This is a genomic window from Mogibacterium sp. CM50 (assembly GCF_000293155.1).
In the GTDB taxonomy this organism is placed as follows: domain Bacteria; phylum Bacillota; class Clostridia; order Peptostreptococcales; family Anaerovoracaceae; genus Mogibacterium; species Mogibacterium timidum.
In genome coordinates, this window is the sequence record NZ_ALNL01000039.1 from 167,206 (window position 1) to 182,277 (window position 15,072).

The 15,072-nt window shown below is 46.7% G+C and carries 13 protein-coding genes, 1 pseudogene and 1 riboswitch; of the genes and pseudogenes, 10 read left to right on the forward strand and 4 right to left on the reverse strand.

Going from position 1 to position 15,072, the window contains the following annotated elements; genetic code table 11:
* The first annotated feature begins 4 nt into the window (after positions 1-4).
* The 7 genes from HMPREF1152_RS06375 to HMPREF1152_RS06405 all read left to right on the forward strand — a co-directional run bounded on the left by HMPREF1152_RS06375 (position 5) and on the right by HMPREF1152_RS06405 (position 6,005).
* Positions 5-967 (forward strand): alpha/beta hydrolase, encoded by a 963-nt coding sequence (locus tag HMPREF1152_RS06375; RefSeq protein WP_009644324.1) that lies wholly within the window; start codon positions 5-7, stop codon positions 965-967.
* Positions 957-2,294: an acetyl-CoA hydrolase/transferase C-terminal domain-containing protein gene (locus HMPREF1152_RS06380; RefSeq protein WP_009644281.1), complete on the forward strand. Its 1,338-nt coding sequence runs from the start codon at positions 957-959 to the stop codon at positions 2,292-2,294. The genes HMPREF1152_RS06375 and HMPREF1152_RS06380 overlap by 11 nt, the downstream gene beginning before the upstream one ends.
* A 117-nt stretch (positions 2,295-2,411) precedes the next feature.
* Positions 2,412-3,113, forward strand: a complete 702-nt coding sequence (locus tag HMPREF1152_RS06385; RefSeq protein ID WP_039883711.1) for an A24 family peptidase — start codon at positions 2,412-2,414, stop codon at positions 3,111-3,113.
* Between the two features lie 50 nt (positions 3,114-3,163).
* Positions 3,164-3,976: a tRNA pseudouridine(38-40) synthase TruA gene (gene truA / locus HMPREF1152_RS06390; RefSeq protein ID WP_050992652.1), complete on the forward strand. Its 813-nt coding sequence runs from the start codon at positions 3,164-3,166 to the stop codon at positions 3,974-3,976.
* Positions 3,964-4,722, forward strand: a complete 759-nt coding sequence (locus HMPREF1152_RS06395; protein WP_009644331.1) for a segregation and condensation protein A — start codon at positions 3,964-3,966, stop codon at positions 4,720-4,722. The genes truA and HMPREF1152_RS06395 overlap by 13 nt, the downstream gene beginning before the upstream one ends.
* Complete coding sequence (gene scpB, locus HMPREF1152_RS06400; RefSeq protein WP_009644367.1) at positions 4,709-5,314, forward strand: SMC-Scp complex subunit ScpB; 606 nt, start codon at positions 4,709-4,711, stop codon at positions 5,312-5,314. Before HMPREF1152_RS06395 ends, scpB begins: the two co-directional genes overlap by 14 nt.
* Positions 5,301-6,005, forward strand: coding sequence for a pseudouridine synthase (locus HMPREF1152_RS06405; protein ID WP_009644362.1), 705 nt, complete (start codon positions 5,301-5,303; stop codon positions 6,003-6,005). Before scpB ends, HMPREF1152_RS06405 begins: the two co-directional genes overlap by 14 nt.
* A gap of 149 nt (positions 6,006-6,154) precedes the next feature.
* Here the strand turns inward: HMPREF1152_RS06405 and HMPREF1152_RS06410 are convergent, their stop codons facing one another.
* The 3 genes from HMPREF1152_RS06410 to HMPREF1152_RS06420 all read right to left on the reverse strand — a co-directional run bounded on the left by HMPREF1152_RS06410 (position 6,155) and on the right by HMPREF1152_RS06420 (position 9,654).
* Positions 6,155-6,787, reverse strand: a complete 633-nt coding sequence (locus HMPREF1152_RS06410) for an AAA family ATPase (RefSeq protein ID WP_009644329.1) — start codon at positions 6,785-6,787, stop codon at positions 6,155-6,157.
* A 51-nt stretch (positions 6,788-6,838) separates the two neighbouring features.
* Entirely contained in the window at positions 6,839-8,083 is a 1,245-nt protein-coding gene (locus HMPREF1152_RS06415; RefSeq protein WP_009644243.1) for an alanyl-tRNA editing protein, read from the reverse strand.
* Between the two features lie 299 nt (positions 8,084-8,382).
* Entirely contained in the window at positions 8,383-9,654 is a 1,272-nt protein-coding gene (locus HMPREF1152_RS06420; RefSeq protein ID WP_009644297.1) for a hypothetical protein, read from the reverse strand.
* Positions 9,655-9,803: 149 nt separating this feature from the next.
* Positions 9,804-9,905, forward strand: a riboswitch (SAM riboswitch).
* Between the two features lie 110 nt (positions 9,906-10,015).
* Here HMPREF1152_RS06420 and metK point away from each other — a divergent pair.
* From metK to HMPREF1152_RS06435, 3 genes are all read left to right on the forward strand, one after another.
* Positions 10,016-11,206, forward strand: coding sequence for a methionine adenosyltransferase (gene metK, locus HMPREF1152_RS06425; RefSeq protein WP_009644264.1), 1,191 nt, complete (start codon positions 10,016-10,018; stop codon positions 11,204-11,206).
* 145 nt (positions 11,207-11,351) lie between these two features.
* Complete coding sequence (locus tag HMPREF1152_RS06430) at positions 11,352-12,740, forward strand: NAD(P)/FAD-dependent oxidoreductase (RefSeq protein ID WP_009644381.1); 1,389 nt, start codon at positions 11,352-11,354, stop codon at positions 12,738-12,740.
* Between the two features lie 122 nt (positions 12,741-12,862).
* Entirely contained in the window at positions 12,863-14,473 is a 1,611-nt protein-coding gene (locus HMPREF1152_RS06435; RefSeq protein WP_009644333.1) for an NAD(P)/FAD-dependent oxidoreductase, read from the forward strand.
* A gap of 133 nt (positions 14,474-14,606) precedes the next feature.
* Here HMPREF1152_RS06435 and HMPREF1152_RS09750 read toward each other — a convergent pair.
* Positions 14,607-15,072, reverse strand: a pseudogene (locus HMPREF1152_RS09750) (IS256 family transposase); the annotation flags it as partial.

The following is a 15,072-nucleotide window of genomic DNA, read 5'->3' on the forward strand; positions in this document are numbered from 1 at the left end:
ATCGATGAAAAAGACAGACGAAAAATTCACATCTGCGGATGGCAGAACACCAATACACGTTAGAAAATGGAGCCCTGATGAGCAGCCAAAGGCAGTTGTCCAGCTGATTCACGGTATGGTTGAATTTGTGGGGAGATATAGCGCCTTTGCTTCATATCTGACGGATCATGGCTACGTGGTAGTTGGTCATGACCAACTAGGTCACGGAGAGTCGGCGATGACGCCTGACGATTATGGGTATTTTGGAGAATACGGCAACGAGGCGCTGATTGCCGATATTCACACGTTGAGAAAGAGAACCGAGGCTGAATATCCGGGACTGCCTTACTACATGCTCGGACACAGCATGGGTTCGTTCTTGCTGAGGCAGTACCTGACGGAAAAGGAGAAGTATGGAGCTAGCTATTCTGAAGGATTGGCCGGTGCAATCATCATGGGCACGGGTCAGCAGAAGGCAATTGCGCTACAGTCAGGTATCGTGCTATCAGCGATAATCAAAGGAATTAGGGGGCATCGCCATAGGAGCAGGCTGATTAATTCCGTGGTATTTTCATCGTACAACAAGAAGTTTAAACCGGCGCGTACAGCGTTTGACTGGTTGACCAAGGATACTGAAGTGGTGGATTGGTATTGTGACGAGGAGTGGTGCAGCTTCATATTTACGGTGAGCGCATACAACGAGATGTTCAAGGGGATTCTCAAGTCAATTGATAAGAACAGGACGAAAACCATATCACCGAACCTGGCAATGTTGTTTGTATCGGGTGCAGATGACCCTGTCGGTGATTTTGGTGAAGGAGTCCGCAAGGCTTATATGCAATATATCAGCAACACAAAATGCATTGTTGATATCAAGCTTTATTTAGATGATAGACACGAGATATTGAATGAGACGGACAGAGATGTAGTTTACGCAGATATTTTAACTTGGCTCGATGAAAGGTTGGCAGACATTGATGAACTATAGAGAAGAGTATAAAAGCAAGCTTAGGACCGCTCGAGATGCAGCACAGATTGTAAGAAGCGGTGACTGGGTTGATTTCGGATGCTATCAGGGCTTTCCGTCGCTTTTTGATGAGGCTCTGGCAGCTAGGCGTGATGAACTTGAAGATGTAAAGGTCAGAGCGTTGCTCATTACCAAGCCGCTTCAGATTGCAGAGCAGGATCCTGAGGGCGAGCATTTCACATATAATTCGTGGCACATGATTGGATACGAGAGGAAGCTGTGTGACAGAGGGCTGTGCAAATTTATACCTATGGTATTCAGAAACCTTCCCGATTACTACAGGAGATTTCTCTCAGTCAATGTAGCGGTGATGGGTGTAACACCTATGGATGAGCAAGGATATTTCAATGTGTCGCTCAATAATTCCAATGCGCGCGCTGTCTTTGATGTTGCAGACGTAATCATACTTGAGGTCAACGAGAAGCTGCCTTGCGTGCACGGTCTTGAAAATACAATTCACATCTCCGAGGTGGATATGGTAATTGAGGGCGAACACGAGGCTTTAACAGAGTTTCCGTCAATCGCAGCAGGTCCCGTTGAGGAAAAAATTGCATCCTCTATTGTCGGACGTATGACTGACGGAGCTTGCATACAGATCGGCGTTGGCGGTATGCCGGATGCCATAGGCAAGCTGATAGCAAACTCCGAGCTCAAAAATCTCGGAGTTCACTCAGAGCTGCTTGTAAATGCGTACCTGGATATGCATAAAGCGGGAAAGATTACTAACCTCAACAAGCGCGGAATCATGCGTGGTAAATCGGTGTTCAGCATTGCTCACGGCAATCAGGAACTGTTTGACTGGGTAGATAACAATCCCAGTATGTGCTGCGCCCCAATAAACTATGTAAATGGACTCAATGTGATAGGTGAGATTGAAAACTTCGTATCTATCAATAGCTGTATTGCTGTGGATCTTTTCGGCCAAATTTCAGCTGAGAGCGCAGGCACTCGTCACATCAGCGGTACAGGCGGGCAACTCGATTTTCTGACGGCAGGTTTCAAGAATCCCGATGCACAAAGCTTCATAGCGCTGCCATCGACATTTACCGACAAGAAGGGCGTGATGCATTCCAACATCAGACCTATCTTTGATGGTGGGGATATAGTAACAGATCCCAGAAGTCAGGCATATATTATGGTGACCGAGTACGGCGTGGAGAATCTTGCCGGTTCTTCGGTATGGGAGCGCGCGGAGAAGCTGGTTAACCTGGCACACCCTGATTTTAGAGACGAGCTGATTAAGTCGGCAGAGGAAATCAATGTGTGGAGACGATCAAATAAGAGATAGTATCATATACAAAAAGTGCATCAATCATCGATAATAGGTATTGAAGGGTACACTTTGAGGTGCCTTAATTATTATATTGTGTGTTATAATTAGCGGATGAATCAATACTATGTGTTTATGGCAATAAAAGCGGTAATAGCGATCGTTATCGCATTAATACTTGGGAATGGCGGAGTTGTGTGGTTTAACCATCTGCCTGTGCGATGGTTCTCCGGGGAGGATAATTCTCTGCCGGAGAGACTGCTGCAGGACATGGATAGTGACAGACAGCGGCTACCCAGCACTCCGTGGAAGCTTGTGTTTACAGTTTTTTTCGGTGCGTGTGGCGTTTTTTTGGCTGTTCGCGAATCGGCTCAATTTATGCTTTCCGCCGTGCTTGTCATATTTATCGTAACTATGATGGCTACGTGCGATGCAAAGTACCGCGTGGTTCCAGATCAGCTCAATGTGCTGCTCTCTGTATCAGCGGTCGGCTTTGTGAGCTTCAACGACAGACTGCTTGAGCCACTCTATGGTGCGCTTGTTGGGCTTGCTCTCGGTATGGCCTCGTATGGGCTGGGGCGTATCCTATATCATAGGACTGTGATAGGAGGGGCTGATCTAAAATTTTATATTTCGATAGGATTTGTGACCGGAGTCAGAGGGATTATCTCGATCTTTATATTGATAGCAGTGTTTGCGCTTGTTCACATAATATACCTGAGTGTTGTGCATAGATTCAATGCTGACGAGGGAAGACCGATGTTGGTATACGCATTGCCGGCGGTGACGCTGTACATGCTTGCGCTGTGGGATTTCGTACCTTTTGTGCTGCTATAGCAGTGTTCGCTGCCTTGGCATATAACAGAGAGTTGGTGACAGGGGAGAATATGTCCGATAATACCAAAAATATCCTGCTAAAAATTCAATATGACGGTACTAACTTTCACGGTTGGCAGAAGCAGCCTAATGGGAGAACCGTACAAGGTGAAGTAGAGCATGTGCTGAGGTTCATCGCCGGGTATGATGTGCCGGTAAATGGCACTAGCCGTACTGATGCGGGGGTACACGCTCTCGGTCAATGTGCTTCGTTTAACTGGGATAATCCGCTGCCAACGAATAAGCTTGCTAACATCATGAACAGAAGATTTGGAGCCGGAGGGCTTGGCAGAAGCGGTCTTCCGGGCGATATACGGGTAATCTCGGCAGTAGAGGTTCCGTCGGATTTTCATGCGAGATTTTCGTGCCACGGTAAAACATATAAGTATGTTGTTGACAGAAGTGGGGATATCTTTGAGCGAAATTACGTCTATCAGTATGGTTATGAACTTGACCACGAGGCCATGAGAGTAGCAGCCAAGGCTGCGGTTGGAACGCATGATTTTGCGTCTTTTCAGACAGCCGGAGGGATACCGCGAGAGACGACAGTTAGAACCGTTACCGATATTGCTATTTCCGATGAAGGGGAACGAACGATTATAAGAGTCACCGGTGACGGATTCCTGTACAACATGGTGAGAATTATCGTTGGCACACTGCTGGAAATTGGTACCGGCAAGCGTTCGGCGAGCGATATGGAGCAGATTGTGGCTGATGCCACGCGGAGCAGCGCCGGGTTTACGGCACCGCCACAGGGGCTATATTTGGAGCAGATATATTTTGATGACGAATTTAAACGTGGAGGCAGTACTTGTACAAGGTAAGGATTGATAAGTTTGAGGGTCCATTTGACCTGTTGGTATATCTGATACAAAATGCGAAAATGGATATATACGATATCAGGGTTGCTGAGATTACTGAGCAGTATATAGCGTATCTCAAGGAGATGGGGGAGCTCAATGTAGAGGTCAGCAGCGAATTTATTGTGCTTGCAGCTGTGCTGATTAGACTTAAGTCGCGGATGCTGCTTCCTCGCGTCAATGAGATTGGCGAGATTGTGATAGACGAAGATCCTCGCATGGAGCTGGCAAGCAGGTTGGCAGAATATGTCAGAACCAAAAAAATCGCAGAGATGCTGCAGGAGAGAATGGAAGCGAATGAATGCGTTCACGAGAAGCCGGCGGAGGACATGTCGATATACATAGACTCGCCGGACGAACTTCTCAAGACGGATATCGAACAGTTTGTAAGTGCATTTAATGCATTTTTGCAAAAGAAGAAACGAGTCGCTGATGTTAAAAAGCGATATCAACGAATCAAGCGAGATAGGGCTTCGATAGAGGAGCGAATCAACTATATGAGCATGATTATCAAGGACAGGGTTAGCGTGGGAGAATCTATCGATTTTGCAAGACTGGTACCCGAGGATGCGGATAGATATGATGTGACTCTGTCGTTCATGTCGCTGCTGGAGATGATCAAGATGCAGGAAGTTGACGCTAAACAGGATCGAAATTACGGAAATATAAGTGTTATTAAGAAAGAGGTTCAGACAGATGTACAACGATAAGGTAATGAAATCAGCGCTGGAGTCCATGATGTTTGTCTGGGGAGAGCCTCTCAAGGTTAAGGATGCTGCAGAGGTACTTGATGCAGATAAGAAAGAAATAAAAGAGCTGTTACTCAGTCTACAACGCGAATATGCAATGAGAGGGAGTGGCCTCAGAATTAGAGAAGTAGACGGGGCTTTTCAATTTGTGACTAACGGCGAAAACGAAATTTTCATCGAGAAGCTGTGCACTCCGGTCAAGATCAAGAAATTATCTCAGGCGGCACTTGAGGTACTGGCGATAATCGCTTACAGGCAGCCGGTGACGAAGAGTGAAATCGATTCTATTCGCGGTATCAAGAGCGAGAGGGTAATCGATGGACTCATGAACAAGGAGCTTGTAGAAGTTGCCGGCAGGTCGGAAGGTGTGGGAAGACCGCTCCTGTATAGGACGACTGCAGAGTTCCTCAAAAAATTCGGGTTTACATCCATCAATGAGCTGCCGGACATCACAGAGTTCGATGAACTGCAGGATTACGACGATGAGGATGGAAAGGCTCACGAGCAGTTGTCGATTAATTTTGAAGGAGACGCAGATAGTGAGGATAAATAAATATATCGCTTCTTGCGGAATTACGAGTAGACGCAAGGCTGACCAGCTTATATTGGACGGTAGGGTTGCAGTTAACGGCGTCATTATGAGGGAACCCGGATATGATGTGAAGCAGGGAGAAGAAGTCACATGCGACGGCATAAGGATTGCACCCGAACGAGACAAGATCTACATACTGCTCAACAAGCCGCTTGGCTATGTGACGACAACATCCGATGACCGGGGGCGTCCTACAGTTCTCGACCTCATACAGGATGAGGATAGGCGGATTTTTCCTGTGGGGAGGCTTGATTACAATACTTCAGGGCTTCTTATCTTGACCAATGACGGCGATGTGGCAAATAAACTCATGCATCCGTCGAAGGAGCTCGAAAAAACGTATCGAGCCGTTGTATCGGGGATACTTACGTGCGGCAAGATTGCGAGATTGGAATGCGGAGTGAATATCGGAGGCTTCAAGACCTCGCCGGCGAAGGTAGAGGTAAGGAAGCACAATAAGAAGTCGACGGTTGTGGATATCACTATTCATGAAGGCAAGAATCATCAGGTTCGCCGCATGTTCAAGGCTGTGGGTGCACCGGTGCAGGAATTGCAGAGAATCAGAATTGGCAAACTGGTGATTGGTCGACTGGCGATAGGAGGTTATAGAAAGCTGGGACCGGCTGAAGTAGAGTATCTCCATTCTATTTAGCGTGCCATATACATTCCATGAATGTGACGACATAATAAGCCCTGTACGGCACTTGATTAGGAAGTGCTCACACAGAGCTTTGGCTTACACAAACTTTGGAATAATCCCTGAAGCATGCGCAGCATGTACAACAACCGCATTACAGTTATCTAGTCCGGCATCATGCTTTCGCCACGGCTTGACTCGATATAAGATCTGATGATTTTAACAGCACCGTCGATTCCGGCACGGCTAGTGTTGATGAGCAGGTCGTATGAATCTCTCTCTCCCCATCTGGTATCGGTGTAATATTCGTAGTATCTACGACGCTGCTTGTCCATCTGCTTGACAATTTTCTCCATCTGAGCAGGCGTCATTTTTTTGGCTTCTTCACCAGAGAGTAGAGCCATCTTGCGCTTAATTCTGTCTTCAATAGGTGCGAAGAGGAAGACGCTGACGTGTGATTGATCGCGCAGGATGTAATCCGCAGCTCTTCCAACTATTACACAGCTGTCTTCCGCAGCAATCTCGCGGATGAGCTTATACTCCTCAGAGTGAATCTTGTCGTAAGGAGACGGCTGATATAGTTCTATACCGGAGAACAGTGCACTTGCTGCAAAGTCCGGAGCCTTCTCCTCGTTACTCTTAACGTAGTCCTCATGGAATCCGGTCTTCTGGACTGCGAGTCTGATGAACTCGTTGTCGTAAAACTTGATGCCAAGAGCCGCGGCTAATCTCTTGCCGACCTCGTGTCCGCCGCTTCCAAATTCTCTTCCAATAGTTACTATGACTTTATTTGACATAATACAGCCTCCCTCCTGCTGATTATAACACAATCGTGTTTTTAAATAATACTATAATTTCTGCGCGATAGCTCCGACAAATGCTTTTAGATCGTCATCGTTATCGAACTGGGCACGGGCGTTGTCAGCTCTGCCTCCCCCTTTACCACCGTACTCCTTGACGTTTTCCTTGACCAGCTTGCCGCAAGGGTAGCTGCCGTCGGATACCAGCATGAGTGTGCCGGATGGGGAGCAGGCTAGAGCCAGTAGAGGTTTGTTATCTCTTTCAATCAGGTCGAGCGCTTTGAAGCCTAGCTTTTGGAGTTCGTTAGGTGAAATATCGGAATATGCCCTATATACGAGCTTGTCGTTGGGAGCAGCTGCACATAGTGCAAGAGCTGTAGCCTCGGCAGTCCTGAAATATTCGGCCAGATGTGCACGTTCAGCCTTTAGTTCAGATTCTTCCTTGTCCCTTTTATCTAAGGTACGTATCAAATCCTCCGGCTTCGAAGAAAATCTCTCCGCAACATCGGTCAGGATGCGGTGCGACTCCTGATAGTGGACGAGGGCGTTTCTGCCACAGTCGAAGTAAATCCTCGTCATTCCCTTGTTGGATTCTGCTTTAAATATCTTGATAATTCCAATCTGTCCGCTGGTGGAAGGATAGGTGCCGCAGCATGCGCAGCAGTCAAATGGGTCGGCAGGATCGCCGACTGTGACGATAAACACAGAGCCTTCCACTTTTTCGTTGACGGCCTTTCTGAGGGGCATAGCGTTTGCCTCTTCAACTGAATCGAAATAATGAGCCCGGATAGGCATGTCAGCCCATACCGCTTCATTGGCAAGCGTTTCAGCAGCTTCCAGCATGGCAGTATCCATAATTTTTCCGTCAAGATCAATATCAATAGTTATATAATTATGCCCCATGTGAAAGCCTCTATTAGTTCCTCTGTACAGCTTGTAGATTGCGCCGCTCAGGATGTGCTCACCATAGTGTCTCTGCATGTTGCTAAATCTAAAAGTCCAATCCAGCTCCATAGTGACCTTGTCGCCGACATTGAAAGGTACATGCTCCGAATTTGTATAATGCGCAACTGACTCGCCGGAGTCGTGTGTGTCGTAGATATCCACATGCTTGGTTTCATCCTCCGTCAAATACATTGTACCCCTGTCCCCGGGTTGTCCGCCGCCCTCGGCAAAGAAGATAGTTCTGTCTGTAATTATTTCAATCCTGTCCTTTTTAGAAATAACATCCAAAACAGTGGCATCCAGTGATTTTAGGTACCGATCATTGTGGAAAACTTTTTCTGTTTTCATAGTCCCTCCTCGTTTTTTCCCTAGATTGAAAATCGAACAAAAGTGTAAAAATTATTTTTATAAAACTGTTGATAACTTACCTTGACATATCCATTAATCGCTGATTAGCGTTGAAAAATACGCATTTTTACCAAGTTACTTATCCACTTCGACATGTTGAGAAGATTGTATACAATTTTTGAATTTTATGTGGATAATCCCCGATGTGCACATTTTATCGGCAATCGAGTGATGTGGATAACTTGTGCTTGTTTCAGACGGCAAAAAAGAACAACCGTTAACAAATAAATTTCAATTTACTATTGCTCCGGATTGAATATCATATCGCTGAACATCGTGTTAGGCGACTCGGCGAAACTCTGGAATACCTGAGTCTCCAGCTTGTATCTGCCCTTGAGCTCCAGCTTGCTGATATTGATACTCTTGTTGATATCCATCTCCATATTGGTGATTTTCATCAGATCATGACTCATCACAACCAGCTCATTTTTTGGAGTCAGCAGGTATGCTCCATATAAATCATGATTCATATAGTAATTAGCTGAATCAACATGTGAATTGTCTTTGTTGTATAGGACGTAGACGATTCCGTTAGGGGCCGGTGTCATCGCGGTGTCTGCCCCGAAGACGGAATCATCGATATCGAATTTTTCCTGCGGTACTGTCAGCTTATATAGTGTTATGTATTCAGGTTGCTGCAGCTGGAGCGCCGCCTCGTAGTCGGAGATGTGCATCAGTGTCGTTACTTCGAATTCCAGAATTCGTCGTGACCGCGTGAGGCTGCGCAGAGACAGGGTGAGCAGCGCTTCACCATATATGTAATCATCGGAAAGCGCTGTGAACCTACACTTGTACACTGTCGCTTCGCCGCTAGGCGTAGCGGCAGTGGTTTCCTTGGATATTTTATTTCTCACTAGCTCAGCTAGTCCGATCTCATTGAATTTGCTGCGCTTCATCGCTCCGGCAGTCACATCGGCAAGCAGTGCGGCTCCTCTATAATCCTTATCCAGCAGCCTCATCAGGAAGTAGTTGATTAGTTCAAAAGATGTGAGAGGAGACTTGCACACCATCTCCATGCCTTCTCTGCTCGTTTTGTCAAAGCCGGTGTCTTCACCAAGCAGCTTTACCGAAGCCTCTTTCATGAGATTGATGCGCATGAGCGTCTCCTTGCGGAACTCCTGTATGAATGGCGCATGATTTTCATAGAACAGATCATTCGTAGCGATTACTTCATTGATCAACTGTATCATGGTGAAGAACGGAATTTTGACTTCATTTCCGCCAAGCCCTCCGGAAATACGCTTCCATTCCGCCTTGACCTCTCGCCCTCCCTCCAGATTACCGGCCTTGGTGAAAATCTCTCTGTAATCGTCCACTCCATATTCTGAGAAATCCAAGTGGATAAGCTGAAACAGCTTATCCTTGCTTCCATCCTTAGCAGTCCACGACACCTTGAGGGCTACAACACCCATCAGACGGGTGTTTGTAGCGACACAAGAATCAAAGCGGTAGTCCATGAAGTGATTGTATTTATTTGAAAGTTTACCCTCTACTACTTTTAGTACCGGCATAGTTGCTCTCCTCGGTAAGTCAATAATATATTATTATACCAAATATGGCGGTGGAATCCTTCATCTAACCCATTAAAATCAAAAAACAATAATATTCGTAACATCTGAAACTTGACACTGCTCAAAATACATATATAATACAGGTGAATTCCTTATTGAGAGCGAGTGAGGGAATGGGCCCTATGAACTCGCGGCAACATCGTGTATAACGGTTGTGCCAATTCCCACAGGCAAGGCCTGAAAGATGAGGAGACATATTCATATTTAGAACTTGTCTCTTCATGCATGTGGCTCATGCTGAAGAGTTTTTTATTTCATGGATTGGAGGGGGCATGATGCTCGTGCCCGAAGGGAGGTTTCAATGAAGAAGTTATTCACATCCGAATCAGTTACCGAAGGTCATCCGGATAAGGTTTGCGATCAGATTTCTGATGCCATACTGGATGCAATCCTCGCTGAGGACCCAAATGCTCACGTGGCATGCGAGACAGCGACTAAGACAGGCTTTGTAATTGTATTTGGAGAGATTTCAACTACGTGCACAGTGGATATTGAGGGTATCGTTAGAGATGTAGTCAAGAGTATCGGATACGACTGCAGCGAGGTTTGCTTTGATGGAAATACTTGTGCTGTGCTCGTAAGCATTGAGGAGCAATCACCGGATATCGCAATGGGTGTTAACGAAGCACTCGAAGTTAAGGAAGGTGAGGAAGCAAGCGATGATGCTATGACCGGTGCGGGAGATCAGGGGATGATGTTTGGATTCGCCTGCGACGAGACTGATGAGCTCATGCCTATGCCTATCTCGCTCGCACACCGACTAGCCGAAAGACTTGCAGATATTCGCAAGGACGGCACTCTGAGATATCTGAGACCTGACGGCAAGACACAGGTTACGGTCGAGTACGATGACGACAGGGTTGTGAGAGTTGATACAGTTGTAATTTCGACACAGCACGATCCTGATGTTGCACTCGAGCAGATCAGAAAGGATATGATTGAACATGTTATCAAGCCGATTATCCCTGTTGAGCTGATTGATGACGACACAAAGTTTTTCGTAAATCCGACAGGCAGATTTGTAATCGGTGGGCCTAAAGGCGATTCCGGTCTTACAGGTCGCAAGATTATAGTCGATACTTACGGTGGCTATGCAAGCCACGGGGGAGGTTCATTTTCAGGAAAGGATCCGACTAAGGTCGACAGAAGTGGCGCATACATGGCTAGATATATTGCAAAAAATATCGTCGCCGCCGGACTTGCCCGCAGGTGCGAGATTGAGCTGGCATACGCAATCGGCGTAGCAGAGCCTGTATCCGTGTATGTCAACACGTATGGAACTGCAACTCTCAAGGACGAGGATATCGCCAAGCTCATAAAGGCGAACTTTGATATGAGACCTGCTGCTATTATCAAGCAGCTCGACCTGCTCAAACCGATCTACAGATCTCTGGCTGCATACGGCCACTTTGGCAGGACCGGCCTCGGTGTCAAGTGGGAAGAGACTGACAAGGCATCACAGCTCAAGGCTGCGGCAGATCAGTATGCATAGACAATAGGAATAGGGCTATAGTATATTTTCGTATCATCAATATGAACGACTGGAAATTTATAGGCTAATGCAATCATGTAGGTGTTTGTATTAGCCTATAATGTTATAATTAGCTTCAATTTAAATCGCAGCGAGAGGTGGATATATGGCTCACAGTACTCAAAAAAGATATGCAAATACACGGAATATCACTGCCAAAGCTCCTGCTTCCGTATGCGACATACTCATCATCGGTGGTGGTCCGGCGGGGATGGCTGCTGCCACAAGCGCCAAGCTCAGCCATCCGGATTCAGAGATCGTTATACTCGATAAGAACGAAATCCTCGGAAGGAAGCTTAGAGCGACAGGAAACGGACGATGCAATATAACTAATACATGTGCAGACGGATACGAAGAGGTAATAGCTTTTCTTTTCTCGTTAGGGATAGCTACGAAGTCTAAGGAGAGGGGCTTTGTGTATCCTGTATCGGAGTCAGCGCCGGACGTTGCAGAGCTACTGGAGCTGCGGCTTGAGCAGCTTGGAATCAAGGTGTATAAGGGTGCTACAGTATCTGCAGTTTCTGTAGTTCCATATTGCGATAAACAGGACAGACCGCTCGATGGTGCAAGCTTCAATTCAGGTATTTCGTTTAAAACTGCATTTACCATTGCCAGTATCGATAACGATTACCGGATGGAATCGCAGGCTCTTGTAATAGCCGCCGGCGGGAAGTCGGCTCCGGTATATGGAGCCACAGGAGACGGATTCTTGTTGGCAAGGTCACTTGGACACAGCGTTACCAGGACGTTTCCATCGCTAACCCCTGTGGAGTGCGGAAACTCTGAGCTAACAGGCTTGTCCGGGGTGAGAGTGCGCGCAACAGCCAAGCTTTTGAAGGATGGAGAGCAGCTATATGAAGAGAATGGCGAGGTGCAATTTACCAAGTACGGACTTTCCGGTATTTGCATATTTAATCTCTCGAGGATGATGAGATTTGGAAAAGGCGAGGGATTTGATAATTTCGATATATCACTGGATGTAACCGAGGGCTTTAATTTGAGCGAGTGGCTTACGGCTGCAGCTAAGAGAGCCGTAGTGAATAGAGAAACAGTTGACGCGAGGAATTCACAGAGGAGTGCTATCGAGGCGAATTCTGCGGTGTGCGAGAATTCCTCATATAATAAACTTGTAGAGGTGTTTATGACAGTATATAAGGAAGGGCTTGCCATGGAGATAATCAGGCAGGCAGGATTGGATTATACGTCTAATGCTTCTATATTGACAGATGCGGATGTTCGCGACAAAATCATCAGGAGTGCAAGTGACCTGAGATTCAAGCCGACCGGGCTCAAGGGCTGGAAGGAAGCGCAGTGTACTTCCGGTGGTGTCGATATGCATGAAATAGATGATGAGAGCTTTGAGTCGAAGCTCTTGCCGAAGTTATACATTGTTGGTGAGACTTTGGACTATGACGGCTTTTGCGGTGGCTACAACCTTAATCACGCATTTTTGTCCGGAAAGCGCGCCGGAGAAGCTGCGGCTAGAGAGATATAAAGCTTTTCCTCATGGGGTATGCTGTACAGCAACTGTGGCGCATGGATTGTGCATAATATTTTCTATAGAGATAAAAGCATTAAGATATATTGAACAGACGTAATAGTTTGCGAAGGTGAGAGATGGATGCAAGGTTTAAGAACAGAGTGTGGCGTGGAGGAGAGAGGGCCGGGAAATATGCATACAGGATGAGTGAGATCAAGCTGCCTGTCGGAGCTGAAATGACAGAGCTGCCTGCCAAAATTGCGAAGCAGCTGTCCATAAAGCTGTCAGATATTATGACTTGGCAGGTCGCTCGAGAATCGATAGATGCCAGGGATAAATTAAATATCTTCATGGTATATACAGTGGATTTTACGACGAACTCGCAGATATCATCAAAGACTGCCAAGAAGCATAGGTGTAACGTGTACAAGCATATTGAAAGGCACGCGCCGATATCAGGTAATGAGTGCTTGACAGGGCGTCCTGTAGTCATCGGGTTTGGACCATGCGGTATCTTTGCTGCGCTTGAGCTGTCACATAACGGATACAGACCGATTGTTATAGAGCGTGGCAAGACTATGTCCGCACGAGTAAAAGATGTGGAGAATTTCAGACAACACGGGGTACTTGATGGGGATTCCAACATACTTTTCGGGGAAGGCGGTGCAGGCACATTTTCGGATGGTAAACTGACGAGCGGAATTAAAGATCCGAATATAAAGTTCGTATTAGAGACATTTGCAGGCGCCGGTGCGGGAGACGAAATTGTCTACAAGCATAAACCTCATATAGGGACTGATGTGCTTAGAGCTGTAATTGTGAGTCTCAGAGAGCAGATCTTAGACCTCGGTGGAGATGTCCGTTTTGGAACGCGTCTGACCGGACTTGAAATAGCTGATGGCGAGTTAAAAGGTATAACCGTTATGGATAGCGATGGCCGAGAGGAGCACATTGACACCAATGCTGTTATTCTGGCAACAGGGCACAGCGCAAGAGATACGTATGAACTTATAAAAGAATCTGCTCTGGAAATGGAACAGAAACCTCTATCTATAGGCGTCAGAATGGAGCATTCGCAGGAATTGATAAATCGCGCTCAGTATGGTGAGGAGGATAGACTGCCGCCTGCAGAATATAAGGTCTCGTATAAAGCCAGCAACGGAAGAGGAGTGTATTCGTTCTGCATGTGTCCGGGCGGGGAGGTTGTAGTGTGCTCGACCGCTGATGGCGAGCTGTGCGTCAACGGCATGAGCAACAGAAGGAGAGATAGCGGAGTGGCTAACAGCGGCATCCTGTGTGATGTAAGGGTGAGCGACTTTGATTCGGATGATGTGCTGTCAGGTGTCAAATTCCAGCAGAAATACGAGAGGCTGGCGTTCGAAAATGGCGGCGGCAAATTTAACCCGCCCACCTGCACTATGAAGGATTTTCTTGATGCGAATGCTCAATCCGTTATAGCTTCTCTTCCGGACTTCGCGTATGAAGCAATCAGGGAGGCTATTCCTTTCTTTGCTGAGAAAATACATGGATATGATGACCCGGATGCAGTGATCAAGGCGGTGGAAACGAGAAGCTCGGCACCGGTGCGAGTGCTTAGAGATAAGGATAGTGGAGAGAGCACTGGAATTTCCGGCATCTATCCGGCCGGTGAAGGCTGCGGCTATGCAGGAGGAATTACATCTGCAGCATGCGACGGAATTAAGCAGGCCGATAAGCTGATCGAGCGTTTTGGCAGACCTCGTGGATAAGCTGAATTGAGTGAAAGCGGTGACTGCGGAAACGCCGATGATAGTAATAGCATAAGAAAAAGAGATATGGGCTGCTCAGCTGCTCAGCTCATACCTCTTCTTTTTCGGCTTATAGGACAAAAAACGTGTTTTGCTAATCCCAGTAAGAAGGATAATTGTCCTCTCTATGGAGTTCACTCCAGACGATAGCATCACCCCACATAGGGATAGTTGAGGTGCGTTTTTCGCTATCCGAAATTCTTTCGTATATATCTGAAATGCTCTTGTCTGTGGGCATCACTCTCAATATTTCAGACACAGAAAGCGGCTCCGGTGAGTGCATATAACACCACCAGAAGACCGCTTTTATTCTTCTTTCGACAGATAACCCTCTATGGTCCCGGAGCAATGCTCTTATCCTCGAATTGACGCCTCCTTCGATCCGATTATTCGTTGACGGCAATTCATCTATTTCCTGACTTAACTGCTCATCCAGATATATGAACATGCTGTTTTCTTTTATCAGCCTTACAATGGAGCGCTGTGCCTTTAACAACCTTTTATGTGTGTATCTCCAGTTTCCATTTTCGTCACGGGACATCTGGCTCAGGAATTTGTTG

Excerpts from the sequence above, each read along its gene's own strand:
- HMPREF1152_RS06410 (WP_009644329.1), bottom strand. The coding sequence starts at position 6,787 with ATGTCAAATAAAGTCATAGTAACTATTGGAAGAGAATTTGGAAGCGGC.
- HMPREF1152_RS06415 (WP_009644243.1), bottom strand. The coding sequence starts at position 8,083 with ATGAAAACAGAAAAAGTTTTCCACAATGATCGGTACCTAAAATCACTG.
- scpB (WP_009644367.1), top strand. The coding sequence starts at position 4,709 with ATGTACAACGATAAGGTAATGAAATCAGCGCTGGAGTCCATGATGTTT.
- HMPREF1152_RS06375 (WP_009644324.1), top strand. The coding sequence starts at position 5 with ATGAAAAAGACAGACGAAAAATTCACATCTGCGGATGGCAGAACACCA.
- HMPREF1152_RS06385 (WP_039883711.1), top strand. The coding sequence starts at position 2,412 with ATGGCAATAAAAGCGGTAATAGCGATCGTTATCGCATTAATACTTGGG.
- HMPREF1152_RS06420 (WP_009644297.1), bottom strand. The coding sequence starts at position 9,654 with ATGCCGGTACTAAAAGTAGTAGAGGGTAAACTTTCAAATAAATACAAT.
- metK (WP_009644264.1), top strand. The coding sequence starts at position 10,016 with ATGAAGAAGTTATTCACATCCGAATCAGTTACCGAAGGTCATCCGGAT.
- HMPREF1152_RS06380 (WP_009644281.1), top strand. The coding sequence starts at position 957 with ATGAACTATAGAGAAGAGTATAAAAGCAAGCTTAGGACCGCTCGAGAT.
- truA (WP_050992652.1), top strand. The coding sequence starts at position 3,164 with ATGTCCGATAATACCAAAAATATCCTGCTAAAAATTCAATATGACGGT.
- HMPREF1152_RS06435 (WP_009644333.1), top strand. The coding sequence starts at position 12,863 with ATGGATGCAAGGTTTAAGAACAGAGTGTGGCGTGGAGGAGAGAGGGCC.
- HMPREF1152_RS06430 (WP_009644381.1), top strand. The coding sequence starts at position 11,352 with ATGGCTCACAGTACTCAAAAAAGATATGCAAATACACGGAATATCACT.